The 23797-nt window shown below is 47.9% G+C and carries 34 protein-coding genes and 3 pseudogenes; 25 read left to right on the top strand and 12 right to left on the bottom strand.

The genetic code is table 11. The annotated features are described in order from the left end of the window. The 6 genes from LH51_RS00805 to LH51_RS18625 form a co-directional block, all read left to right on the top strand. The coding region (locus LH51_RS00805; protein WP_036518844.1) for a BrnA antitoxin family protein at positions 1 to 157 on the top strand (157 nt) is incomplete at its 5' end. A 650-nt stretch (positions 158 to 807) separates the two neighbouring features. Continuing rightward, complete coding sequence (locus LH51_RS00795; RefSeq protein ID WP_327123880.1) at positions 808 to 1272, top strand: GFA family protein; 465 nt, start codon at positions 808 to 810, stop codon at positions 1270 to 1272. Positions 1273 to 1367: 95 nt separating this feature from the next. After that, positions 1368 to 1802 carry a GFA family protein gene (locus tag LH51_RS19770; protein WP_081960600.1) on the top strand — a complete coding sequence of 145 codons (435 nt, stop codon included), beginning with the start codon at positions 1368 to 1370 and terminating at the stop codon, positions 1800 to 1802. Positions 1803 to 1904: 102 nt separating this feature from the next. After that, entirely contained in the window at positions 1905 to 3452 is a 1548-nt protein-coding gene (locus tag LH51_RS00790; protein ID WP_036518838.1) for an IS1182 family transposase, read from the top strand. Between the two features lie 189 nt (positions 3453 to 3641). Then, positions 3642 to 4412: a hypothetical protein gene (locus tag LH51_RS00785; protein WP_036518835.1), complete on the top strand. Its 771-nt coding sequence runs from the start codon at positions 3642 to 3644 to the stop codon at positions 4410 to 4412. A gap of 338 nt (positions 4413 to 4750) precedes the next feature. Further along, on the top strand, positions 4751 to 5494 hold the full coding sequence (locus LH51_RS18625; protein ID WP_235263371.1) for a sce7726 family protein: 744 nt from the start codon (positions 4751 to 4753) through the stop codon (positions 5492 to 5494). On the opposite strand, the gene LH51_RS00775 is transcribed toward LH51_RS18625, so the two are convergent. The 3 genes from LH51_RS00775 to LH51_RS00765 are packed head-to-tail and all read right to left on the bottom strand — an operon-like array spanning position 5491 to position 7737. Continuing rightward, positions 5491 to 6621: a beta family protein gene (locus tag LH51_RS00775; RefSeq protein ID WP_036518832.1), complete on the bottom strand. Its 1131-nt coding sequence runs from the start codon at positions 6619 to 6621 to the stop codon at positions 5491 to 5493. The genes LH51_RS18625 and LH51_RS00775 overlap by 4 nt on opposite strands. A 3-nt stretch (positions 6622 to 6624) precedes the next feature. Further along, positions 6625 to 7119, bottom strand: coding sequence for an ImmA/IrrE family metallo-endopeptidase (locus LH51_RS00770; RefSeq protein WP_036518829.1), 495 nt, complete (start codon positions 7117 to 7119; stop codon positions 6625 to 6627). A gap of 27 nt (positions 7120 to 7146) precedes the next feature. After that, complete coding sequence (locus LH51_RS00765) at positions 7147 to 7737, bottom strand: hypothetical protein (protein WP_144244125.1); 591 nt, start codon at positions 7735 to 7737, stop codon at positions 7147 to 7149. 193 nt (positions 7738 to 7930) lie between these two features. Between LH51_RS00765 and LH51_RS00760 the strand changes: the two genes are divergently transcribed. The 6 genes and pseudogenes from LH51_RS00760 to LH51_RS00740 all read left to right on the top strand — a co-directional run bounded on the left by LH51_RS00760 (position 7931) and on the right by LH51_RS00740 (position 10370). After that, positions 7931 to 8134 carry a hypothetical protein gene (locus LH51_RS00760; protein WP_036518823.1) on the top strand — a complete coding sequence of 68 codons (204 nt, stop codon included), beginning with the start codon at positions 7931 to 7933 and terminating at the stop codon, positions 8132 to 8134. An 18-nt stretch (positions 8135 to 8152) separates the two neighbouring features. Beyond that, positions 8153 to 8473 (top strand): annotated as a pseudogene (locus LH51_RS19765) (transposase); the annotation flags it as partial. 149 nt (positions 8474 to 8622) lie between these two features. Then, positions 8623 to 9120, top strand: a complete 498-nt coding sequence (locus tag LH51_RS00750) for a GNAT family N-acetyltransferase (RefSeq protein ID WP_052063319.1) — start codon at positions 8623 to 8625, stop codon at positions 9118 to 9120. 85 nt (positions 9121 to 9205) lie between these two features. Continuing rightward, positions 9206 to 9688, top strand: a complete 483-nt coding sequence (locus LH51_RS24560) for a GNAT family N-acetyltransferase (RefSeq protein ID WP_036518817.1) — start codon at positions 9206 to 9208, stop codon at positions 9686 to 9688. A gap of 75 nt (positions 9689 to 9763) precedes the next feature. Further along, on the top strand, positions 9764 to 10045 hold the full coding sequence (locus LH51_RS19760; protein ID WP_081960598.1) for a type II toxin-antitoxin system RelE/ParE family toxin: 282 nt from the start codon (positions 9764 to 9766) through the stop codon (positions 10043 to 10045). Between the two features lie 13 nt (positions 10046 to 10058). Next, positions 10059 to 10370 (top strand): HigA family addiction module antitoxin, encoded by a 312-nt coding sequence (locus tag LH51_RS00740; RefSeq protein WP_036518851.1) that lies wholly within the window; start codon positions 10059 to 10061, stop codon positions 10368 to 10370. Between the two features lie 287 nt (positions 10371 to 10657). Here the strand turns inward: LH51_RS00740 and LH51_RS20300 are convergent, their stop codons facing one another. Further along, positions 10658 to 10768, bottom strand: coding sequence for an RlmF-related methyltransferase (locus LH51_RS20300; RefSeq protein ID WP_200881819.1), 111 nt, complete (start codon positions 10766 to 10768; stop codon positions 10658 to 10660). Positions 10769 to 11054: 286 nt separating this feature from the next. Here LH51_RS20300 and bla point away from each other — a divergent pair, with 286 nt between their 5' ends. Continuing rightward, positions 11055 to 11942 carry a class A beta-lactamase gene (gene bla / locus LH51_RS00735; RefSeq protein ID WP_036518814.1) on the top strand — a complete coding sequence of 296 codons (888 nt, stop codon included), beginning with the start codon at positions 11055 to 11057 and terminating at the stop codon, positions 11940 to 11942. A 27-nt stretch (positions 11943 to 11969) separates the two neighbouring features. On the opposite strand, the gene LH51_RS00730 is transcribed toward bla, so the two are convergent. After that, positions 11970 to 12734, bottom strand: coding sequence for a Crp/Fnr family transcriptional regulator (locus LH51_RS00730; protein ID WP_036518849.1), 765 nt, complete (start codon positions 12732 to 12734; stop codon positions 11970 to 11972). Between the two features lie 281 nt (positions 12735 to 13015). On the opposite strand from LH51_RS00730, the gene LH51_RS00725 reads away from it, so the two are divergent. The 4 genes from LH51_RS00725 to LH51_RS00710 all read left to right on the top strand — a co-directional run bounded on the left by LH51_RS00725 (position 13016) and on the right by LH51_RS00710 (position 15819). After that, on the top strand, positions 13016 to 13528 hold the full coding sequence (locus LH51_RS00725) for a hypothetical protein (RefSeq protein ID WP_036518811.1): 513 nt from the start codon (positions 13016 to 13018) through the stop codon (positions 13526 to 13528). 171 nt (positions 13529 to 13699) lie between these two features. Further along, positions 13700 to 13984: a BufA2 family periplasmic bufferin-type metallophore gene (gene bufA2, locus LH51_RS00720; RefSeq protein ID WP_036518808.1), complete on the top strand. Its 285-nt coding sequence runs from the start codon at positions 13700 to 13702 to the stop codon at positions 13982 to 13984. A 75-nt stretch (positions 13985 to 14059) separates the two neighbouring features. Next, a complete protein-coding gene (bufB, locus tag LH51_RS00715; RefSeq protein ID WP_235263368.1) occupies positions 14060 to 14965 on the top strand; it encodes an MNIO family bufferin maturase in 906 nt (301 codons plus the stop codon). After that, positions 14953 to 15819, top strand: coding sequence for an HvfC/BufC family peptide modification chaperone (locus tag LH51_RS00710; protein WP_052063318.1), 867 nt, complete (start codon positions 14953 to 14955; stop codon positions 15817 to 15819). Before bufB ends, LH51_RS00710 begins: the two co-directional genes overlap by 13 nt. Positions 15820 to 15953: 134 nt before the next feature. Here the strand turns inward: LH51_RS00710 and LH51_RS00705 are convergent, their stop codons facing one another. After that, positions 15954 to 16193: a hypothetical protein gene (locus tag LH51_RS00705; protein ID WP_144244124.1), complete on the bottom strand. Its 240-nt coding sequence runs from the start codon at positions 16191 to 16193 to the stop codon at positions 15954 to 15956. Between the two features lie 118 nt (positions 16194 to 16311). Here LH51_RS00705 and LH51_RS23285 point away from each other — a divergent pair, with 118 nt between their 5' ends. From LH51_RS23285 to LH51_RS00685, 6 genes are all read left to right on the top strand, one after another. After that, entirely contained in the window at positions 16312 to 16908 is a 597-nt protein-coding gene (locus LH51_RS23285) for a LysR family transcriptional regulator (RefSeq protein WP_268746499.1), read from the top strand. Then, a complete protein-coding gene (locus tag LH51_RS23280; RefSeq protein ID WP_327123884.1) occupies positions 16908 to 17270 on the top strand; it encodes a LysR substrate-binding domain-containing protein in 363 nt (120 codons plus the stop codon). The genes LH51_RS23285 and LH51_RS23280 overlap by 1 nt, the downstream gene beginning before the upstream one ends. Positions 17271 to 17327: 57 nt before the next feature. Beyond that, complete coding sequence (locus LH51_RS19755; protein WP_081960597.1) at positions 17328 to 17450, top strand: DUF2938 family protein; 123 nt, start codon at positions 17328 to 17330, stop codon at positions 17448 to 17450. 130 nt (positions 17451 to 17580) lie between these two features. Further along, complete coding sequence (locus tag LH51_RS00695) at positions 17581 to 18219, top strand: SGNH/GDSL hydrolase family protein (RefSeq protein WP_036518802.1); 639 nt, start codon at positions 17581 to 17583, stop codon at positions 18217 to 18219. Positions 18220 to 18507: 288 nt separating this feature from the next. After that, complete coding sequence (locus tag LH51_RS00690; RefSeq protein ID WP_036518799.1) at positions 18508 to 18927, top strand: secondary thiamine-phosphate synthase enzyme YjbQ; 420 nt, start codon at positions 18508 to 18510, stop codon at positions 18925 to 18927. Positions 18928 to 19001: 74 nt separating this feature from the next. Next, positions 19002 to 19685 (top strand): GntR family transcriptional regulator, encoded by a 684-nt coding sequence (locus LH51_RS00685; RefSeq protein WP_036518845.1) that lies wholly within the window; start codon positions 19002 to 19004, stop codon positions 19683 to 19685. Here the strand turns inward: LH51_RS00685 and LH51_RS23275 are convergent. Genes LH51_RS23275 through LH51_RS23260 form a run of 4 tightly spaced genes read right to left on the bottom strand, consistent with a single transcriptional unit; the run spans position 19668 to position 21873 of the window. Beyond that, on the bottom strand, positions 19668 to 20441 hold the full coding sequence (locus LH51_RS23275) for an aspartate aminotransferase family protein (RefSeq protein ID WP_268746498.1): 774 nt from the start codon (positions 20439 to 20441) through the stop codon (positions 19668 to 19670). The genes LH51_RS00685 and LH51_RS23275 overlap by 18 nt on opposite strands. Next, positions 20428 to 20922, bottom strand: a complete 495-nt coding sequence (locus tag LH51_RS23270) for an aminotransferase class III-fold pyridoxal phosphate-dependent enzyme (RefSeq protein ID WP_268746497.1) — start codon at positions 20920 to 20922, stop codon at positions 20428 to 20430. Before LH51_RS23270 ends, LH51_RS23275 begins: the two co-directional genes overlap by 14 nt. Continuing rightward, the gene (locus tag LH51_RS23265) at positions 20915 to 21445 is read right to left on the bottom strand and encodes a phosphotransferase (RefSeq protein ID WP_327123882.1); all 531 of its coding nucleotides are present in this window, start codon (positions 21443 to 21445) and stop codon (positions 20915 to 20917) included. Before LH51_RS23265 ends, LH51_RS23270 begins: the two co-directional genes overlap by 8 nt. Further along, a complete protein-coding gene (locus LH51_RS23260; protein WP_052063316.1) occupies positions 21373 to 21873 on the bottom strand; it encodes a phosphotransferase in 501 nt (166 codons plus the stop codon). Before LH51_RS23260 ends, LH51_RS23265 begins: the two co-directional genes overlap by 73 nt. Positions 21874 to 22084: 211 nt before the next feature. Here LH51_RS23260 and LH51_RS24555 point away from each other — a divergent pair, with 211 nt between their 5' ends. Further along, entirely contained in the window at positions 22085 to 22675 is a 591-nt protein-coding gene (locus tag LH51_RS24555) for an AraC family ligand binding domain-containing protein (protein ID WP_081960595.1), read from the top strand. Next, the gene (locus tag LH51_RS23830; RefSeq protein WP_160173660.1) at positions 22654 to 23058 is read left to right on the top strand and encodes a helix-turn-helix transcriptional regulator; all 405 of its coding nucleotides are present in this window, start codon (positions 22654 to 22656) and stop codon (positions 23056 to 23058) included. Before LH51_RS24555 ends, LH51_RS23830 begins: the two co-directional genes overlap by 22 nt. Here LH51_RS23830 and LH51_RS00665 read toward each other — a convergent pair. Further along, positions 22974 to 23473: pseudogene (locus LH51_RS00665) on the bottom strand (LysE family translocator); the annotation flags it as partial. The gene LH51_RS23830 and the pseudogene LH51_RS00665 sit on opposite strands and share 85 nt — an antisense overlap. 96 nt (positions 23474 to 23569) lie before the next feature. Continuing rightward, positions 23570 to 23797: pseudogene (locus LH51_RS00660) on the bottom strand (2-nitropropane dioxygenase); the annotation flags it as partial.

Raw genomic sequence — 23797 nt, 5'->3', positions numbered from 1 at the left:
GCTCAAGAAGCAGGTTACGATTAGGCTGGATGAAGATACCGTTGCGTATTTCAAGAATCTGGCCGAGGAAAAAGACCTTCCGTATCAGAGCCTAATTAATCTCTATCTGCGCGACTGCGCACAGTCACATAAAGACCTTAAGATTGAGTGGCAATAAACTGTTAACGAACGGCTGCTGCCGGACAGACAAAAGCTCCGGCCAAAAATCGGCCTTCACTTTTTCCTGCCGCAGAGCCGGGCGTTATGAAGGAGGGATATTTGGAAAGCTCGAGTGTTATTAATCAATGGATTCCCGTGATAGGTACGCTAGGCGGAGCCTTGCTCGGCTTCATAGCCATGTTTACAACCGCGTTTTTTAAGCAACGCAGTGAACATAATAAGGCTGAGCAAGATCGGACGCGGGCTCGCCTCGAAAGAATATATGAACTCCTCATTATCATTAACCAAGAAATGGGAACGTCGTTCGCTCAGGCATTAAGCGCTGTTAAGAACTCGAGACCCATGGAACCGAGAGAGCGAAGAGTGGGGCCAGCGCCATTGATCGAGTTAGAGATGCTTATAAACCTATACTTTAGTGACTTGGGGAACGAAAGAAAGAAACTACTGGAGAGCGTGGGTGCATTTGAGATGAAGCGCTACAGTATCCTTCACACGGATTTCAAAAAGGAGTCGTCCGAGACTAAAGACTCGCTTACAAAGCTCTTCGTCCATTTAAATGCGGACGTAAGAGAGTCCATCGAAGATCTGAAGCAGTCTGTAGTTAACAGGGTGATTTCATAACAATGCCATGCACGCGACAAGCGCGTGATGGCTGGCGTTATGCAGGGAGGTAACCCCTTGAACAAGGTAACAGGAAAGTGTTTATGCGAAACGGTGAGCTATGAAATTGAAGGGCAGCTCGGTCCAATTTTCAATTGTCATTGTTCTAAGTGTCGTCGGTGGCACGGTGCAGCTTTCCGCACTCGCGCTTCCATTCATAGTGACCAGTTTCGGTGGTTGTCGGGGGAACAAAATCTTACCCCGTATGTATCGTCCGAGAACGTCACCAAGTACTTTTGCAAGACGTGTGGTTCGCCTTTGATCAGTACCTATAAAGACCGTCCGGAAGTTATCGGCGTCCCGCTTGGTGCTCTGGAAGGTGACATTCATGGTGAGCCAGAGGCACATATTTTTACTGGTTCAAAGGCAAGCTGGCATCAAATCACAGACTCACTGCCACAGTTTGAAAGCTGGCCAGGCAGTGAATCCCGAGTCAGAGATACAAATGAATAACCATGCCAGCCACGGCGACGGCTACTACATTGCGGCTTCGCCTTCATTCCGTAGTCGCGCGTGCTGAGCTGCGTTAAGTGTTCAAGGAGTTATCGATGAAAGGTGAGTGTCTCTGTGGAAAGGTGAAGTTCGAAATCGAAGGGGAGCTACCGAATCTCTACCAATGTCATTGCTCTATGTGTCGCAAAGCCACCGGATCTTCAGCAAATGCTGCTACCTTTGTTAAAGAGAGTAATTTCCACTGGATTTCTGGCCAGTCTAAAATCAGTACTTTCCAGAAGCCAACCGGATATCGGAGTGATTTTTGTTCTGTCTGTGGTAGTTCGGTACCCAATATGCTGAGAGGTACTGATTTTATATGGATCCCAGCTGGCTTGCTTAATGGTGTTGTTACATCACAAATATCTGTTCATCTTCATATGACTTCATCAGCTTCTTGGGAGTCAGAATCAGATAACTGTATTCGGCTAGACGCTGGTCCTGATAGTTTAGAATCACTTAACCAAGCATTGCAGCGGACAAGCCGCTGAATGCGGCGTTGAGACTGTCGGATTAGTCCTCCAGCCCTTGGCTGGTGGCATGTCGGTCCGCTAAAATCGATGAATCGAATTTGAGATCAGAGGTGGCGAGGGATGGCGCGGTATAAGCACTACGATTGCAATCAGACCAAGATGATTCCGTTACGTTTTGCGGATCAAATCCAACCCGGCACCTTTGAATATACGCTGAATCACGTCGTGGATAATGATATTGATCTCAGTGTGTTTGAATCCCGCTATCGCAATGACGTCAATGGTGCCACGGCCTATGATCCGGCGATTCTGCTGAAGGTGGTGTTATTCGCGTATTCCCGAGGTATCACCAGCAGCCGCAAGATTGCACAGGCGTGTCGAGAGAACGTGATTTTCATGGCACTGTCAGCGGACAGCCAACCTCATCACAGCACGATTGCCGACTTTATCTCCCGCATGGATGAAGTGATCGCACCGCTGTTTACGCATGTTTTAATGGTCTGTGATGGGCTCAATCTGATTGGTCGGGAAATGTTTGCCATTGATGGTTGTAAACTACCGTCCAATGCCGCTAAAGAGTGGAGCGGTACACGCGCTGAATTAAACCGTAAACAAGCCAAAATAGACCGTGCTGTTTCACGCATGATGACCGCGCATCAGCAAGATGACCATAAGGATCAACCGCCTGAAATCCTCGCCCGAGAACAGGCCCAAATTGAAAAACTGGAAAAGGTCTCTGCCAAGATAAAAAAGCACTTGGCGACCGCGCCTGAACGGCTCGGTCAGCGTGGCACACCGGTAAAGGGAAATATCACTGACCCAGATAGTGCAAAAATGAAGACTTCCAGGGGCGTAATACAAGGCTACAACGGTGTCGCTGCTGTTGATAACAAACACCAGATCATTGTCCATGCGCACGCCTATGGCGCCGGTCAGGAACAGCACACGCTGGAGCCCATGTTAATGGGCATTCATCGCCAGTTCCGGCAGATCGAACCAGACTCCTCGATTCTGCGCAAAGCCAAGATCACGGCTGATAGTGGCTTCCACAGTGATGCCAATATGAAGCTGATCTATCGCTTGGGTATCGATGGTTACATTACCGATAACCAGTTCCGTAAACGCGATCCACGCTTTGCTGAATCCATAACCTTCAATAAAGCTCAGGCACAGCGACGAAAAGAACGTGGAGGCCAGGCGGCACAACGCTTTACACCCGCTGACTTTGATTATGATCCGTTGACGGAAACCTGCCTATGCCCCGCAGGCCAGCCTATGTGGAAACGCTTCAAGGGCGTAATTGGCGAACAAGAAACGATTAGCTTCCAGGGCTATCGCCAACACTGTCGAGGCTGCTCGCTAAAGCATCAGTGCCTGCGTCGAGCCAATCAACAAGATGGACGGCAAGTGAGCTTTGCACTGGGTGAGCGCAAACCCCTGTCCAGCTTTATCGAGAAAATGAAGCAGAAGATCGACAGCCCAATGAGCCGCCATATCTACAGTCAACGCTTGGTTACGGTAGAACCAGTGTTCGGCTACCTGGAAAGTAACAAAGGCTTGAGTCGGTTTACGCTGAGGGGCCAGTCCAAGGTGAATGCGCAGTGGTTGATGTACTGTATGGTGCATAACCTTGAGAAGATTGCGACACAGGGGCAAAAAAGGCATTGAATATAACCATGTGCACCTATAAGGCTGCTATGGTTGCCTTAGATAATGAATATCGTCTGTTTGAATGAGTGATACGATTCACTAATATGATCAGGCAACAATTAACAGAATGAAGCAGGAGCTGTCGATGCTGGGGATTTTGAGTTAAAAATGTCTAATCCGACAGGCTTGTTAGATCAATAGGTGAGTATGAGCTTCTCAGAGAAAGACTTAGTTGAGATACTGTTCCCGTATGTTCGATCAGTTTTTCGAGCAAAAAACCAAAGTACACCCGAGTTTATTGGTAGTGGCATTTTATTGAATGGAAATCAAGGAGTGTATCTAATTACGGCTGCGCATGTTATGGACCACTTTAAGGAAGAAATATATCCGCTTTTTTTGGATTGTGGTACAGACGGGCGCTTAGTACAGATATCTGGTTATGAGTCGTGCTCATATACCGAAGACTTTGTTAAGCGTAGTGATGATGATTTTGATATATCTATAGTTAGGATTGGAAATGAGATGCTAACTGATTTAAACTTTGAGTGTATTGTTGGTATTGATAAAATAGATGTTTCTATTGATCATGATCCATCGCTTGGGTATTTTTGTGTTGGTATACCAAGTAAAAAAGGCAATAAAAGCATTGATGAAAAAAGTGAGATAATTAATCCTGAGCCTTATGGTATTTGTGGTTCTGAGGTAGATGAAATTATATACTCAAAAGTTGGGGTCAGTAAATCAACCCATTTGGCTATTTCTTTCAATGCTAAGAAGGCATATTCAACAGACGGTACAAGATTCGCTGCGCCTGCATTAAATGGACTCAGTGGAGCACCGATCTGGGGCTTAAGAAAAGTTTCTGATGGCCAAGTTAAAGCGGTTGTTGTCGCAATATTGATCGAATATCATCAAAGGGATATAAAGGCAGTTTTAGGTACAAGAGCATCGGAAATTTTTCGTGGCACTTTGCTCTAACAATCGCAGGCACGGCGACATAAAGAAATTCAAGATTCTTTTCGATGGATAGCGATTATCAAAGAATCAAACAGATGCATACTTGAAGGCCTAAAAGAACTAAAAAAGATACGGATGCACATGGCTTACGGGAAACTCTACTATTGAGCACCGCTATTTTGCAGGGGGATTTACCGATTGACATTCGGTTTGATAGGTGAATTTCAAATTTCGTGACGGATTTGTGAGTTTTTGGGGTGAAAATTATGTAGATTTTTTCTTTTGGGTTCAAAGACCGACTAGCGTTTTTAGAATAGGTGGATTATGCTTCTTACTATCATAAGCAGTGGTTAGTGAAAATGTTATTGCAAGAACTTGCTCCGGCGACTCCTGAACAGAAAATAAAAATTTCTGTGATTGAATATATGAGATTGAAAGGGTTTATTGCTTCGGAAGATACAGTGCTCAGTGAGTTTGCTGTCGATGGCCACTCGCGGAGAGCAGACTTAGTATTGATCAGGAAAAATGATTTAGTTGCAATTGAGATAAAAAGTGAAACAGACACACTTTCACGCCTCAAAGGGCAGACAGAAAAATATCTAGAATTTTTTGATAAAGTAATTGTCGTGTCTGCGGGTAGACATTTAAAAAATGTAGAGAAACAAATTCCTGAGGAAGTTGCTTTATGGGAGTATTCAACTAACTCGATTAAAGTTATTCAGCGAGGAAGAAAAAAAAATATTAAGAATAAAGTGAATATATTGAAGCTTATTCGATCGAGAGAGCTTTCTGTGATAGCAACAAAGTTTGGCTACAAAGGTACTAATAGAGATCGAAGAAGTCTTGAGTTTTTTCTACTTGATCAACCAGTTAGTAGGCTAAGGGCTGAACTGATATTAAGTATGAAAAAGCGATATTACTTAACAGCACAACACTTTTGGTCATCCGTCGAAGGAGTGCCCGTAACGGCCTCATCTATCGAACGTCTTAGTTTTTCGGGTGCCAATAAAGGGGTTCAAAAAAAAGAAGAAGAGTTGTCTGTATTCCTATCTAAACTGAGTCATATTACACGAGGTTTGTCAAGGCGTCCGAGTGATTACTAATCCGACCAATCATCATCAGTGTCTATTATACTTCCAGAATCATCATAGTGAAGCTGTGTATGAAGATGAATGTTGATACGAGCTGCAGTTGCTTTTGCTGGTGAATTGATAGCGTACTTATCTTTTTTACTTGTGAGCTCAATTAGCTGTGTCCCCCAAAGACGTAATCCAGGACTCCAAAACTCCTCGCGCATTAATTCTTGCGCAATGCAGGTATAAAGTTCCTCTTTTTCACCTTTATATGGTCTACCTGAGTCGCTATATTCCTTTCGAATAAAACGCCAATCGTTAGCTAGTGGATAATCAATTCGTGGTGAGGGTATGCCTCCGCCACCTTTGATTTTATCTGCTCTAGCACTTCCTCGATCTGAATATAAAAAGTTGATGCTGGGTAGGTTGCTCCTTATTCTATTAAACAAAATTCGTTCATAAATTGAATTTTCTCCTTTGTGGTATCCAGAAAAACTTGATGGAAAAGAGGATGCTGATATACAAAAAAATCCAGGGGTGATTGCATCGTTAAATAAGCTGATCTGATTTTGAATCTGCAAGGCTTGGGAAAGAATGTCGCTAGATATTTGATCTAGATCTAAAATAAACAGAACATCAGTTATGGAATTTTCCTGTATTGCTTTGAATGCAATCTTAATTTCATTTATGTTTGTTTTAGTGTTGATCTTTAAAGCTATGCCACGATTAAGGCTGCTTAATTTGATAACCTGAGAGTATATATTATCTGAACTTCCCCATAAAATGGTTGGTATAGTGCTAGCATGTGATGCTACAAATACATACCAATTATTAAAACCGTCATTAGGCATCAACAGATGTGAAAGTTCGTTAAAAACTTCTCTTTTTGGGTAATGGCCAGTCAGAAGAAACTCTTTGTTATCAGATAAAAAAGATTCATCGATAAATGCGATCCATTTTCTGTCACCAATTGATTTTTTGATGCGCTCAATAGTATTGTTTAACTTATTAGATCCAACCCATCCTTTAAGAGGAAAAGCTGGAAGGATCAAGTCTTTGTCTTTTTCAGGAAGCTCCTCAAGGGCTAGCATTTCCGCCGGGCTGATTGCTAAAATTGGTATATATTTATAATTAAAAATATCGCTAGAAAAAAACATTTTTCAGACCTTCCCAAGTCGTATCTTAATGGCTGTGACAGAAACTTCTGCTAACTTTGCCAGCTCTTCAATTTTCTGCTCTATTTTTAGAGTCGATAAAGACTCTTTGGCGCTAGTTATTATATCCCACGGCATTAGTATATCTGCGGCAAGTCGGTTTGCTTCAGCTTCCAAGTTGTCAGACAGTGATGAGCGATAAAGGATGTCATCGATGATTCCATCACCTATTTGCTCTTTATGTAGAAGATAATGTGCAATTTCATGTGCGACGGTAAATCGTTGTCTCTCTTTTACATCATGTCTATTTACACGTATTAAATAACGGTCGCCCTGTTTTTTTATTTCTCCAGATATGCCGGCATCCAGTGTCGAACTTTTTACCATTAAACCAAGATCGCCAGCGATTCGGCTTAGTTTAACAGGAAGTGCTTGCTGATGTTTTCGTATAACTTCTTGTTCATGCTCACTGAGGCGCCTCCATTCATAGGAAAATTTCATAAACTATCACTCTCTCTATTGTTGGTCTTACTCAAGCTCATCTAGCCTCGAGACACCACGTAGTGAAATGCTCTCAATAGCTTCACGAATTACTTTGTCAAAATTACCTGCTTCTAGGAGCCTTACTAGTTCAGCTGCAGTTGCTTCATTAGCTGTAGCTTTAGAAGTTTCACGAGCTACTTTAATAGATATTTTCTCGGCCACATCTTTAGATTTTTTCACAAGTTTTCTATAGCCAAAAACTGACAAAAGAGCAATTCCAATACCTATGATAGTCAGTAACAGAGCTGAGCTTGCAAGCAATAACCCTGCCCAAACTTCGAAACTCATTTCATTTTTTTGCGATGTTTTCCGAGCATCTAAGGTCATTTTTAGCTCTTCAATGACTTCAGATTGAAGTTGAATAGTATTTTCAAGTTCTGTTATGACATCATAAAATTTTTGCATTTCGTTAGAGGGTCTAGCATTCACACTGGCCTGAGCTTGCTCATGTTGGATGGAACTTGCTGCGGGGTATGAAATTATCAAGGAATACGTAGAGAAAATAAAAATAAAAATTACCCTTCGGAATTTTTGATAGAAGTTAATTAATATATTCCCGAGCGCAAATTTTTCCATGCTGAATCTCTTGTCTGAATAAATCAAAGCTTGCCTAGTACCTGATAGGTATTCAGTAGAGCACTTTCAAGCCTCTGTGGCCATCACTGATATGAGCTAAATATTATCATAAGAAAAATACAAAATTAAATATATACTTATTTACATAATATTCTCCCTTCATCACTTGCTTATTCTGTGTGAAGGGTCGAGGATGTGGTTTGCACATCTCTATCAAGGGGTCAGAGACCTTGGTTTCCAGCGACGTAACGAACGTGGTTACCAGGTGGCGCAACGCTTCACACCAACTGACTTTGATTATGACCCGTTGACGGAAACCTACCGCTGCCCCGCAGGCCAACCCATGTGGAAACGATTCAAGGGACTGATTGGGGAACAAGAAACCATCAGCTTCTAGGGCTATCGCCAACACTGCAGAGACTGCCCGCTAAAGCATCAGTGCCTACGCCGAGCCAATCAACAAGATGGACGGCAAGTGAGCTTTACATTGGGTGAGCGCAAACCCCTGTCCAGCTTTATCAAGAACATGAAGCAGAAGATCGACAGCCCAATGAGCCGCCATGTCTACAGTCAACGCTTGGGTACGGTAGAACCAGTGTTCGGCAACCTGGAAAGTAACAAAGGCTTGAATCGTTTTACGCTGAGGGGCAAGTCCAAGGTGAATGCGCAGTGGTTGATGTACTGCATGGTGCATAACCTTGAGAAGATTGCGACACAGGGGCAATCAAGGTACTAACAGAGCCAAAAGCGTCTGAATGGTGGCTATGACTCCCTTAGATAATGAATATCGGCTGTTTGAATGAGTGATATGATTCACTGATATGATCAGGCAACAATCAACAGAATAAAGCAGGAGCTGTCGATGCTGGGGATTTTGAGTTAAAAATGTCTAATCCGACAGGCTCGTTAGAGGTATTGCTGATGACCGCATCTATACGCGAAGCACGCCCGGAAGACGCGGTGGAAATCAGCGCCCTAATAATTTCTGCTATTAAAGAGACTAATGCCAAAGACTACCCCGCATCTTTCATTGAAAAATTGCCAGAGAATTTTTCACCTGAGCAGATAGCAAGCCGTATGCTAGCTCGCGAGACATATATTTCCGTGAAAGACGGAAAGATCACCGGCACTGCTAGTTTAGATAAAAGCACCATACGATCTGTTTTCGTAATGCCAAGGCTTCAGGGTTTAGGTATTGGCCTAGCCTTAATGGAACATATAGAAGAGCTGGCTGCAAAAAATAAAATAAAGGAACTGACTGTACCCTCATCAATTACTGCTGAAGGTTTTTATCAGAAGCTAGGGTATGCGAAAGTGCGTGAAGGGTATGAAGGGGTTGAGAAAATCATCATAATGAGCAAAATAACCTCACCCTCTAACTAGTGGTTCAAACCGTTCGCTACGCTCACTGGGACGGGCTAAAGCACGCCCCTTAACCAAACGTTAGAAGGCTATCGAGACCGAAGCGATGATTCATATATCGGAATATAAACCTGAGAATAGAAGGGCTGTTATCGATCTGATACTTCATATCCAGAATAACGAGTTCGGAATTCCGATAACGGAAGACCAACAGCCTGATCTCCAAGATATTCAGCGGTTTTACCAGCATGGAGACGGGAACTTCTGGATATCGTTACACCAGGATACCATTGTAGGAACGATATCCCTTCTAGATATCGGCAATGGTGAATCTGCACTTAGGAAAATGTTTGTACGCTCGGAATTCCGAGGACAAGAGTATGGTGTATCGTCCTCATTGCTACATCATGCGCTTAGCTTTGCACGCTCTAATGGGGTCGAGCGTATTTACTTGGGGACCACTGCTCAATTTTTGGCAGCGCACAGGTTTTATGAAAAGAATGGGTTTGTTGAGATCGCTCAATCTAGGTTGCCAGTATCGTTTCCCATTATGGCCGTAGATTCAAGGTTCTATATGTATGCCTTCTAACAAAGGCGTTATGCATCATCTCAAGTGCCAAACCAATATTCGACCTCTGTCACGTGACACATTACATTTTGTGGTATGATTAAAACGTTCGCAGACAAGCAAACTAAGTCTTTGTATGAATCAGGGAAATCGAGAAAATTCCCGCCAGTCATCCATGCTAGAGCTTCGCGGAAACTGGAATATGTCAACTTGGCGACATGCCTTGATGATCTTAAAGTACCACCGGGTAATAAGCTGCATAGGTTGACCGATGATCGTGAAGGGCAGCATGCCATAGCGATTAATGACCAATGCAGAATCTGCTTCCGATTTAAAGATGGTGATGCTTTCGATGTTGAGGTCTGCGATTACCATTAACGAGGTGTGTTATATGACTATTAACAATACAGGTATGAAAAGACAGCCTACCCATCCGGGAGAGATGCTTCGAGAGGATTTCATGCAGGATTACGAACTCAGTGTCTCGGGTCTGGCTGAAGCATTGGGTGTATCACGGCAATCAATTAATGAACTATTGCGTGAGCGCCGGGCGGTGAGTCCAGAGATGGCAATTCGTCTTGGCCGTTTGTTTGGTAACTCCGCCGAATTCTGGCTCAATGCTCAGCGTGCCTTGGACTTGTGGAAGGCCAACCAGACGCTTAAATCTGAAGTGGCTCGAATCCGACCGCTAAATGCTGCATAATCGGGTAACCGGGGGTCTCTAGCCTCCAGCCCCTACAACACCCTGCACCGAAGCATCGGACCGGCAACTCCACGCACGACTGCATGGATGCAGGAGTAAGAGCGAAGCTGGAAGCCAGAGCCGAGGGCGTTTCATTCAGTATAGTGAAGCTTGATCCATCCATCACGTAGTGAACCAGCCCAGCCATCTTCAATCGTTCGTTTGATTGATTCCGGGTGTTTTGGCTCTATGCCCGAGAGTACAAAGTCGAGTGCAGCGATTATTTCTGAGCGTTACGACGATAAATCTTAGGCTTTAGCACCGAGCTTACGAATCTGCTTCTTTGTAGGCTTAACCGTGTCAGCTTTTGAAACCAGGCTGGTAAACCAGTGGCATTGAGTTGAGTACAGAGATTGCAATTGGTTACACGTTCATAGAGCGAAAGCACTGGGGCCTAGGCAGTAACCGGGAGATGAAGAGTCGTTTGGTTTCATGTCGGCAAATCTAATACGCGTTCCCGCTATGCTGTTGAAAAGCTTGGTGCAACACTGTCTCACGAAGAAGAAAAAGAACTGGATGGCAAGACATTTATACAACTTTATTATAAACTCGATGCCTCAAAGTATCGCACCTAAATAATAAGGCCATGCACAGCAAGACTAAGCAGTTTGCCTTGCCGGAATCAAATACCTAAAGAACTCTCGGATGAAATATAGAATGACGGTATCCCATTTCGTTTTACTCTTAAGCATAGCCACTTTTTCCTCTTTTTCGATCGCAGATGAGGATGTTCTTCTTTCTGAGCTCAAACGGATTGAGAACCATCTTGATGCACGTATTGGGTTTGCTGCACACGACACAGAAACGGGAATGCGATGGGAATACAACGCCGACCAACGTTTCCCACTATCTAGTACATTCAAAACGCTGGCATGTGCGACTCTATTGCAGCGTGTCGATGCTGGTAGTGAGCAACTTACAACAAGTGTAAGTGTTTCATCATCTGATCTAGTAACTTATTCACCCGTTTTAGAAGAGTATGCTGACACGCGTGACATAACGCTTTTTGAACTTTGCGAAGCTACGATGACAACAAGTGATAACACCGCCGCCAACCTAATTTTACAGCGTTTAGGGGGACCTGAAAGTGTGACAGACTTCGCTAGGCAGTTGGGTGATAGTGTTACTCGTTTAGATCGCTGGGAGACCGACCTCAATCAAGCCATACCGGGCGATGAGCGGGATACAACGACACCTAATGCGATGGTTAGCAATCTTGAACAGTTGTTGTCAGATAAGGTGTTATCACTAGAGTCTAAGCAATATTTGCAGACTTGGTTAGTGAATAACAAGGTTGCCGATGGCTTATTTCGGTCAAGCATGCCTGGTGATTGGGTTATTGGTGATAGAACCGGTGCGGGTGGATTTGGCTCTAGATCCATTACGGCGGTTATCTGGCCTGCGGAGCGCGAGCCAGTATTTGTAGCCTTCTATATAACAGAAACAACAGCATCATTCGAAGAAAGGAATGCTGCAATAGCTCAACTGGGACGCGTGCTCATAGCGTTAATAGACGTAAACAGTAGCAATTAAGGAGGATTTCGCTAAATATGATGCAGCTTAAAGCTCTGCCGTGGCAATGGTTTCAGGTTTTTTGATCACCTGGCGCTGCGGCTTGTGATCAAGCAACAACTCTGTTTGTTTCTGGACCTCCTCATAGCACTCACAGCTCAGCTCTTCCAGTTTCGGTCGGTCAAGTACTTCGATTAATCCTCGCCGATATGAAAGCACACCAAGTCGCTGTAATTTTATCGCAGCCTCAGTCACTCCTTCACGGCGAACACCCAGCATATTGGCAATGAACTCCTGCGTCATGGTCAAGTGGTTGTCTTCCAGGCGATCCATAGAAAGAAGGAGCCAACGGCAGAGTTGTTGGTCGATCTGATGATTCCGATTACAAATGGCGGTCTGCGAGACTTGCGTGAGCAAGGCTTGCGTGTAACGAAGCATCAACAAAAGCAATTCCCCGTGGCGATCAAATTCCTCTCTCACCTTCTGCTTAGGGAGCCGATAGGCGTGCCCGGCGCTCTGCACTAATGACCGGCTAGACGTGAGTTCACCACCACCCATATATAAAGATACGCCGAGCAACCCCTCATTGCCTACAACAGAGATAGCCGTCGACGCCCCATTTTCCAACAAATACTGCATCGAGACTATGGAGTCAGTGGGGAAGTAAACATGATGCATGGGTTGTCCACAGTCATACATGACCGCTCGCAAGGGCATTTCCACCAGCTCCAAGTGCTGATACAAACGGTTTTGAACTTCAGGCGATAAAGCTGCCAGAATATGGTTCTGATCGGGTTGCGGTTTTTGGATCATAGTACCTTGAGTTAGTCTGAGAATCATACAAGTCGGCAGGTCTGGTAGATAGCCGTGGCGAGGTACCCAATGAGCGCGAGACTAACCTTCATTGAGTTTCCGGTAAAACGCATGATTAGCTTTCTGGGCACTTACAGTCTGTGCGCTATCGCACCTAACTTTATTTGCCTTTTCAGCTGGACAGGAAAACGATCACGATTCGGGAAGACCCAAGCAGTTATAGTAATTGTTACTAGCATGCTATAAAAACACTCTGTAACTTTCTGCAAAGAGATAGCGGCATGAAGCTTCGTACCAACATAACCATCAATGGGAAATTACACCATAAGGGCGACACAATCCCCTGGTATGCGGTGTATCCGTTTTTTCTGTTCCATATGCTGATGTTTGGCGGCTCAGGTTTCTTTCTCGCCTATGCCGACACAGATCCTGACGTGGCATTTTTGTATATGCATGGTGGCCTCGCCATCTTTGTTTACATCATATTCTATCTGGTCATATTTGGCCGTGATGAAGTCAAATGGATGTTCATCAATGCGGGTCTCGGTCTGCTGGGTATTTACACGCAAATGGGCTGGATCCTGTCTGTGTTTGACCGGGAGATCAGTGACTATCCTATCCATGTACATGTCATCCCTTTTCTGTATTTTGTGCTCTATAGCTTTCTTTTACGTCAAGCCGTTCTCGATATCTCCCATTCCCGGGAAGATGAAACGAAACGACAGCGCGCAGACACGAGTTATACTGTTATCCTCACGCTGGTCTATTTGATTTCCTATTTTCTGACAAAGTAACATCGATGCTGGATAACCCTATATGTGAACCCGTTATGAAAAAGTTGACTATTTCGTGATCATTTCGTGATGATTCGATCGGTGGGCCTGGTGCAGTATTAGCACTAAGCAGGTAAGGCAATTCGATTTTGCACCTGCTGCAACCCACCCATAGAATAAAAGGAAATAAATATGAATACGTTACTTAACGGTGCACGCATTGCCGCTCTTGCCGCCGCTTTTGCAACTTCTGGTATGGCACTTGCCGCTGAACCACCAGCCGGCTCGACCGGCAAAGCCATATCATCCGGTGATATGGTGCATTGCTACGGCGTGCACTCCTGTAAGGGGATGTCCGACTGTAAAACCACCGAACATGCCTGCAAAGGTCAGAACGCCTGTAACGGTCATGGCTTCAAAAGTATGGAAGTGAGCGAGTGTCTGTCGGCCGAGGGTGTGATTGGCGATTTGGGCTAAATACATCCGATCAATTGTTCCTATCCGGAGGCGCGTTTCAGCGCGCTTCCGGCAGTCAGTTGGAGGTTTGAACGGATGATGAAAAATACTGCAAAGGCAGGATCGACCAAGCTGCACGATAGTCTTTGTGCTCCCTTTCAGGGGTTTGGACTGGGTTTGCGTCCTACTCACTACAACAGTTTTCTTGCCCAGCGTCAGGCTGTGGATTGGCTCGAGATCATCTCCGAGAATTACATGATCCAGGGCGGCAAGCCGTTGGCGATGCTCGATACAATTCGCGCCGACTATCCTGTCGCCATGCATGGTGTGTCGATGTCGATTGGCTCAGTTTCTCCCCTGGATCGTGATTATCTGCAACGCCTCAAGGCACTTGCACAGCGCATCGAACCTATGTGGGTTTCCGACCACTTGTGCTGGACCGGCGTGCACGGTACCAATCTGCATGATCTTTATCCCTTACCCTATACCGAAGAAGCCTTACGACACATTGTTACACGCGTTCGTGAGGTACAGGACATCCTTGAACGTCGCCTGGTGCTTGAAAATGTATCGAGCTATATCGATTACGCCAGTTCAGAAATGAGCGAATGGGCATTTCTGACGGCTGTTGCCGAGGAAGCCGATTGCCTGCTGTTACTCGACGTCAACAACATTTATGTGAGCGGTATGAACCAGGGTTTCGACCCGCGTGCCTTCGTTGACGGCGTGCCAGCTCACCGCATTCAACAGATTCACGTGGCAGGGCACTCAAATCTGGGCGATGTGATCATCGACACCCATGATGCACCAGTACCCGACGCGGTATTCGATCTCTATGCCTACGCATGCCAACGTTTCGGCCTGGTGAGTACAATGATCGAGCGCGACGATGCCATTCCACCGCTGGAAGAACTGCTTGCGGAACTCGACCGAGTGCGCCAGGTAGCCGCACGGCATGCCAAAGTTCAGGATCGCGAGGAGGCACTTGAATGTCTAATCTAGCCCCGAACTCGCTTGCCGAGCTGCAAACGCGACTGCAAGACTATGTATTGGGTGACGGTGTTATCGATGCGGGCAGCAACACCGATGGTGTGTTGTCCGTGCTGGCGGGCGGTGACTCTGACAGGGGTAAGCAGCGCTTGAATATCTACCACAACGCCTATCGTTCACGACTGCTTGAGGTGCTCCAGTCGGCGTTCGAGCGCAGCTGGATCTATCTCGGGGACGAGGCATTCAACAGCATCTGTACGCGCTATATCGATACACATGCGTCGCACTCAGCCAATCTGCGCAACTATGGCGGTGACTTCCCGCATTTCTTGCGCCAGGCTTTTCCCTCTGATCCGGAAGTGGCCGAGCTGGCAACCATGGACTGGCGCCTCCATAGTGCCTTCGACGCAGCCAATGCAGACCTTCTCACTAACGAGCAACTCGCGGTTGTCGACGAGACACAATGGGAATCGCTGGGCTTCGTGTTCCATCCGTCCGTTTCCCTCGAGCTGTTCGAATGGAACACGCTGGATATCTGGCACGCGCTTAACCAGGGTGAGTCGCCGCCAGTCGTGCAAAGACTGGGGGTACCGCTCGGCCATCTGTTCTGGCGCAACGAACAACGTGGCTACTTTCGCTCGCTCGATGAGGCTGAGTACGCGGCCCTCAAAGGACTGATCGAGGGCCATAGCTTTGCCGGCGTGTGCGAAGAACTTGCCCTTAACTACCGGAATAACGGTATCGAGAATTCGATCGGTAGCTGGCTGGCGCGCTGGTTGGCTGACGAACTGCTGTCAGCAATTGAGCTAAACCCGGTTTCATTTGATCACCCCTGTCGGGCTTCCTTAGCCGACTCATCACTCTAGGAGACTGATATGTCCACTACTCAAACCAACACAAAAACCAACACCGCCCGCGCCATCCCAACTATTGCAACTCCAAGCCTAATATATTGGTGGTTAAGAACTAGCAATCTCCGCTAAAGATGTAAGTTGATATATCAGCGCCGATGCCAAAGCTCCTTGATACTCCGTATCATCGCTCGGACCACCTGTCGCCGAGCCTCTCGTTGATCCAGTCTCACGCGCTCAAGATCCATACCTCCCCGCTCATCGAGGTATCTGGCAGGGATGCCACCTTTGAGTGAGTCATCGGTACTCGCTTCTGCCACATCATTGTTTTTACAGCAGGGTAACGAACCATCACATTGATAATAATGGCCTTTTATTGAATTTATCATGCCTCTGTCCTCCATTACGTCGCCCCAGGCTACGGGACGTTTTGGTAATCTCATGGGTTCAGATACATGCTAGTATTATTAGATAGTGCAAACTATTCCAAAAAACTGAGGACTAACTTTGCAAAAACGAACAGCTAACCCGCCCAACAACTCGGCCATCACCAGTCAGAAAACACGGAATCATCTGGCGTGGAATGACTTTGAGCTTGTCCTGGCAATTGCGACTGCAGGTTCTTTATCAGGCGCCTCTCGCACCCTGGGTGTCAGTCACGCCACTGTTTTCAGGAGGATCGGTGATATCGAACAGCGCCTGGGGGTTGCTCTTTTTGAGCGGAGTCGGACGGGGTACCGGCCAACGCTGGCTGGAGAAGAGCTCGCCGACACCGCCAGGATAATGGATGAAGCTGCCTTAACGGCTGAACGAAAAGTAGCTGGACGCGACCTGGAGCCCAGAGGTGAAATCTGGGCCACCACAACGGACTCTCTGCTGATGGGGTTACTCACACCTCTGTTTATGCAATTCCAGCACAAATATCCAAGCATTCTACTCGACGTCGCCGTATCCAACCAATTGTTCAACCTGACACGCAGGGAAGCGGACGTCGCCATACGTCCATCCAACCGTCCGCCTGAAAACCTGATCGGCCGACCCTTAACCCCCATTGGCCAGGCTGTTTACGGGCACCGAAGCCTCGGCTTGCCCCCGGGAGGTTAATCGAAACTCTTGCCAGCCAACCCTGGATTGGTGGTGGGCCGCGATTACAGGACGCGGCTCTGAATCAGTGGATGGACAGTAACAGGCTAAACGAGGCCTGTGTTTATCGTGTAGATACTTTGGTTAGCGTACTCAGCGCTGTTCGCTCGGGCATGGGACTGGCCGTCTTGCCGTGTTACCTGGCCGACGGTGATTCAGATATTGTACAGCTTACCGATCCCATCCCTGAACTGGAATACGGCCTGTGGTTTCTGATGCATCCAGACCTGCGAGGAGTAGTGAGGATTCATGCCTTAATGGACTTTCTGACCGAAGCGATCCGCGCGCAGAAACAACGCTTGGCTGGACCATTATTACCCTAGCTTGTGTGAAGCCATAAAATACCAAGTTGATACACTGGATATTAAAGTGCTATTGCCATGGGAGTTGCGGCAGCGAAGACACCCAGCCCTATGCAAGCAAGGCTAAGAAGCCTTATAGCCCATGCAGCATTCGGATGTGGTTTGTATATTTCGGCGCTCGTTTTGAGCTTTATACTCTAGGCATATACCTAGCCTTCGGCACCAACTGTCGTCTTGGTTAGTAAAGAAAAGGGTACTGGCTATGAATTCAAGCCGTGTGCTGCCATTGGTATCAATAGCGGCGCGTTATAGCGCAAAAAGGAGATAGGCAATGCATCAGATCCTCGTTTACGCTGATTCTTTGAGTTGGGGTATCATCCCAGATACCCGCAATCGGTTAAGTTTTGAACAACGCTGGCCGGGGGTCTTGGAAAATAACCTGCTGAAAGCGGGAGCTTCTGTAAGAGTTATCGAGGATTGTCTGAACGGCCGTCGAACCGTGTGGGACGACCCTTACAAACCCGGTCGCAACGGACTGGAGGGATTGCAGCAGCGTATAGAAATCAATTCGCCATTGTCGCTGGTGGTGATACTTTTAGGCACCAACGATTTTCAATCCATGCATGACCTCAATGCGTGGCAATCCGCACAGAGGCTAAAAGCACTGGTCGATGCCATTCGGCATGCTCCCATTGAGCCTGGTATGCCAGTACCTCCGATCCTGCTCATCGCGCCGCCTGAAATTCAAAAGGCCAAAGGCAATATTGCACCAAAGTTCGAAGGTGCCGAGAAAAAGGCGGTGGGGTTATCCGCTGCTATTGCCGCAATCGCTGAGGAATGCCAGTGTCACTTTTTCGATGCCGGTCTGGTAACACCGACAAGCCGAGTTGATGGCGTTCATTTGGATGAAGATCAACATTACGAACTTGGTTTGGCATTGACCAAAGCAATTAAGCCGCTGATTTCGTAATACTTTGATTTTGTAGTGTCTGTGGGTCAAGCCTTGAATGGAGCGGTAGCGAAAAGTTTCCAGATTGGGTATCTAAGGAACTCTATATTGATACAGCAACAGATCACAGCACGAGCTGCAGCTGACTCAGCCTTAGGGTGCGAATCTTGTTTGGATCGGCCAAATGCCCATGTATATTAGCTAGATGCTGCAAACGACACAGACATCCACAGTATTGGCTTGGCCAGCTAAACTTATCTAAGCAATAACCTGTGGATATATAGCTTATAAAGCTGTGGATAACTAACCATGTGGATACAAAAAAACCTGCAATTAGACGCCAAACCCAGAGGCTTTCACCTCATTACCCGTGACGTGTTGCAAGCTATTCCGGAACTCAAGCAGTGCACGGTTGGTCTGCTTCATCTGTTTATCCAACATACCTCGGCCTCACTGACCATCAACGAGAATGCTGATCCGGATGTTCGCGGTGATTTTGAGCGCTTTTTTAACCACGCCGTCCCGGAAAATGCGCCCTATTATGTGCATCTGGACGAAGGCAGTGATGATATGCCGGCGCATCTGAAAAGCAGCCTATTGGGCTGTTCGCTGAGTTTACCCGTCAGCAACGGGCGCTTGAACCTGGGCACCTGGCAGGGCATCTACCTGTGTGAACACCGTAATCATGGCGGTTCACGACGGCTGGTGCTGACGCTGCAGGGTGAATAAGCAACTATCACCTTGAGCGATGACTGGGGTACACTTGGATGATGCATCATCAAACCGGCAAGAGCTTATTCTCTATGAACTATCCGATCAGTGAAATCCATCATGCCCGGCTGGGCAGCAGTATTTATGCACTGTTACGCGATGCGTTGATTACCGGGCGGTTTAAGCCTAATGACCGCCTGCGTATTCGTGAGTTGGCTGAACAGTTATCCACCAGCGTTACCCCGGTGCGTGATGCCATTCTGCAACTGGCCAAGGAGCAGGCGCTGGAGATGCGCTCTCCACGCGACATTCGCGTACCGCAGTTAAGTCAGAGCCAATATGATGAAATCCGGCTGTTGCGTTTGTCGTTGGAAGGCATGGGGGCGGAGCAGGCGGCACAGAAGATCAGCACCGATGCCTTGCAACAATTACGCGCAAATATCGATCAGAATCATAGCGCAATTCTCGCCAACGATATGTCGGCGGCATTGCGACTGAATAGCGAGTTTCATCTGCTGCTGGCTGATGCGGCTGGCATGCCCTTGTTGAGAAGCGTGATCGATATGCTGTGGATGCGTACCGGTCCGCTAATCGCTCAGAGTTATCGGCATTTCTCCGAGCAGATAGCCACAGGTCACCATGAAGAGCTGTGGCAGGCTCTGGCGTGCCGTAATTCAGAAGCGGCCCGCACCGCAATCCAGCAGGACATCCTCGATGGCAACCAGAAAATGAGCGCGTTTTTACGCCAGGATAGTGAATCAACTCAGTTGGGTTAATACCCGATCCAGTGTATCGCTCAACAGCTCAACATGCTCAGCCGTAAACACCAGTGGCGGGCGGATTTTCAGCACATTAGCGTCAGGTCCGGTCGCACTGATCAGCACACCCGCCTCACGCATGCCATTGACCACGCAACTGGCCAATTCTGTCGCTGGGGCAAGACTGTCACGATCCTCGACCAGTTCCACACCGAAAAACAGCCCGGCACCGCGAATATCGCCCATCACCTCATGACGCTGAGCTAACTCATGCAGTTGCCGGCCCAGATGCTGCCCCTGAATCCGGGCATTGACCTGTAGCTGTTCTGTTTCGATAACATCCAGCACCGCAGCAGCGGCGCAGCAAGACACGGGATTGCCACCAAAGGTATTGAAATAACGTTGCCGTTCGCCAAACAGATCCAGCAGACCGGAACGCGCCACGAGCCCGGCAACCGGATGGCCGTTGCCCATGGGTTTACCCAGGGTCACCATATCCGGCACGACTTGATAACGGGAAAAGCCCCAGAATTCATCGCCGGTCCGGGCAAAGCCTGACTGCACCTCATCGGCGATATACACCCCTCCGGCTTGGCGCACCCAGTTTACCGCTTGCTGGATTTCAGCTTCTGGCGGACTGAAGACGCCATCGCTGGAGAACAAGCCATCCATCATCAAAGCGGCTGGACTTAAACCTTCGGCCGCCATCTGATCCAGCACTTGACGCAGCTGCTGCAACCACTGACCTGGTGCACGGAAGCTATCCCGGTGCATCGATCAGGCGCACCTGATCGCCTGCGCCGATACCCAATGACGGAGACAGTTCCGCAATACTGCTGGTGGTTCCATGATAAGCCCAACGTGTTACCAGTGCGATGCGGTTACCGGTGACTTCACGGGCAATCCGCAAAGCCAGGTCATTGGCTTCGCTGCCACTGCAAGTCATTGTCAGGTTGTTCAATGCATCCGGGAAGAGTGCCAGCAGTCGCTCGGCATAATCCAGAATACTGTCGTGCAGGTAGCGGGTATGGGTATTCAACTGTGCCGCCTGTTGGCAAATAGCCTCAACCACCCTGGGGTGGCAATGACCGACTGACACCACATTGTTGTAGGCATCCAGATAGCGTTTGCCATCGGCTTCATAAAGCCATACCCCTTCACCCTTCACCGGATGCAGCGGTTGTTGATAAAACAGACGGTAGCTGCGCCCCAGCAAGCGTTGGCGGCGTTGAAGTAAAGCACTCTGTTCAGTCATCAAAGGCTCCAGTTTTCACAGGTTTTAGCAAGTCTTCCACCCAGCCCTCCGGCAGACGGCGTAAACGCATCAGACTGCGACCCGCATGGGGCAGGTTACGCAGAATATAGTCACGGTTATCCGGATACAACTGCGCGCGCCAAGAGGAGATAGTCAGGGTCAGACACAAACGCGTGGCCACCAGATCGGCTAACAGACTTAATTCGGTATCACTCAAAGGCTGTTGCGCCAGGTAAGCATTCAGAAAGGGTCCCACCCGGCGTAACGGGTCTGATTCATCCACCAGTTGGTAGGAAAGGGCGGTTGCCAGATTATTCACCCGTGGCGCATAGAGGGCATCACCAAAATCGATAATGCCGGTAATCCGGGTGCCTGACTCATCTACCAGCACGTTGTGTGGGTTCAGATCATTGTGAATCACCTGCCAGGGAAGCTCTGTCTGCTGAGAAACTACACGTTCACTATGGCGGTCGATAACCCAGGCAACGGCTTTGCGTAATTGCGCATCATTAATCGTGTGAATTCGATCCAGTAAACGCTGCGGATAGGTAATGTCCCAAAGTAACTCACGCTGCGCCCCAGGGTGAGAAAAGTCTGCCAGGCATGATCCATTTCACCCAGAATGCCACCCAGTTGACGAGCCAGATCGGTAATGGGGGCGTGTTGATAGAAAGGCGTACCTTCCAGATAACTGACAACACGCAAAGCACCTTTTTGCCCCGAAAATGTAACCTTGGGTTGGCATTCTCCAGAAATACTTTTTACTACGCCAGGCAGTGGCAAGTGCGCCGCTCGCTCCTGCAGATAAATCAACATCCGGGTTTGAAAATCAATTTCCGTATCGGCTTCAGCGGCATTGATAAAACGCACCATAAAGCGCTTACCCGGCGACACACTCAGACAAAAATTGCTGTCACGTTCACCCGGTAAACGTTCTAAGGTTCCCAGCAAACCATAGTGTTCCTTTAAAACAGCCAGCGCTTCAACCGGCTAATAGAGGGCGCCGCCTGGGTCATCAACGAAGTTGTTGCGGTGCTAGACGTCATTCTACTCAATCCTGACTTATGATGTATGATGCATCATAAATAGAATGATGGGTAAAGTCACCCCCCAATGCTATGCTTAAATTTGAATTTATTGTCACTGATCGCAACCCGGAGTCATGATGTCAACCACACCTATCTTCTGGCGGGACCCGGCACTGCCGCATGTTGAACTGCGCTATATTGAGGATGGTCGACAGGTACGCTACGCCCCTCACAGTCACCAGCAGTGGTCTTTAGGTGTGATTCTGGCGGGCCAGAGTTATTTTCAATATGCCGGGCAGCAACAGGTGATTGAGGCTGGCCAGTTGCTGCTGATCAATCCCCATCAGGTGCACGCCTGTAACCCCTGCGCCGACATGCCCTGGTCTTACTATATGCTGTATATCGATTCGGATTGGCTGACCCGATTGCGCCAGGCTTGTGGAGAACTGGATAGCGCTCACTGGAAGATTTGTCCCTGTCCCGTCTGGAGGATCAGGCATTATTCAACGGCTTTAACGAGATGGCTGTCCGGCTGTTTGATCCTCACACCGGTCATGCGGAAAAGGATGCGGCCTTGTGCCACTATCTGCAACAGCTATTCAGTAAAGTTCGCAGCGAAACGCTACCACAAGCGCTGCTACCATCCGCACAATTACACCGCGCACTTGAATATCTGCACAAACATTACGACTCCAATGTTCCCTTGCAGACCCTCTGTCAGTTAAGCGGATTAAATCCAGGCCAGTTGATCCGCCAGTTTCGTGACACCTGCGGCATGACGCCCCATGCCTACCTGACCAACCTGAGGATTCAGATGGCCCAGATAGCGCTACAAAGTGATACCCCTCTGGTCGATGTTGCCCTGACTCATGGTTTTGCTGATCAACCGCATTTTCAGCGCACCTTTAAGCGCCTGCTGGCGGCTACCCCGGTACAGTATCGGGATGGACCAAACGCCTATATCAGCAGCAAAACGCAGCTCAGCAACAGTAGCAGCGCCAACAAGCGGTTCAACCAACGCAAACCCCGACCCCGTGTACAGCACTGCTGCAGCCAAGCGCCAGCAGCGGCCCAGACACCCAGCGACAACCAGCAGATGGGTAAATAGAGCAGCGCAAAGACCAATACCTGGCGAAACTCACCTCCAGCCGTGTAAGCCACTATGCCGGAAATGCCCGCCAGCCAGGCTTTGGGGTTGAGCCACTGCATTAATGCCCCGGTCATAAATCCGGGCGGCTGTGTTTGTGATTGAGCCTGGACATCACCACTGGCGCGTAACAACTGCACACTCATATACAGCAGAAACACAATACCCCCCAGCGCAATGCCGACTCCAGTTGTCCCCACTGCAGAAAGATGCTTTTCAAGCCTAAACCCAGTGCTACAAATAACAGCACAAAACCCAGAGTAGCACCGGTGACAAACACCAGCGTGCTTGCCAAGCCATAGCGTATACCGCTACTGAGACAGACCAGATTGACCGGACCGGGAGAGATGGATGCCGCCAGCGCAAAGGCTGACATGGAAAAGATGATAGACCCACTCACAGATAGACTCCTTTAAAAAGAAGTCATTGTCTGTGGTTGGCGGATCCTTGTATTGAATAAAATTTTGCCGATTCAAGCTACCGCTGACATTAACCAACGGGTGAGTTCAGCCGCAGGAATGGCCTGGCAGCCAGTGGTATTTTGTCCTGCCCAAAGTGGTGAAAAATCGGCCATACCACGAGCTTCAGCCGCCGAGCGCAAAGGTGCGATGGCGGCCGTTGCCAACGGGAAAACCGGGGCGTCGGCACAGATAGGTCCCAATTCACGCATAACCCGGTTGACGATCCCGCGCGCGCGCCG

The organism is Nitrincola sp. A-D6, from assembly GCF_000764495.1.
Taxonomy (GTDB): domain Bacteria; phylum Pseudomonadota; class Gammaproteobacteria; order Pseudomonadales; family Balneatricaceae; genus Nitrincola.
The sequence above is the reverse complement of the archived record's forward strand: the minus strand, read 5'-3'. Positions and strand labels throughout refer to the sequence as shown.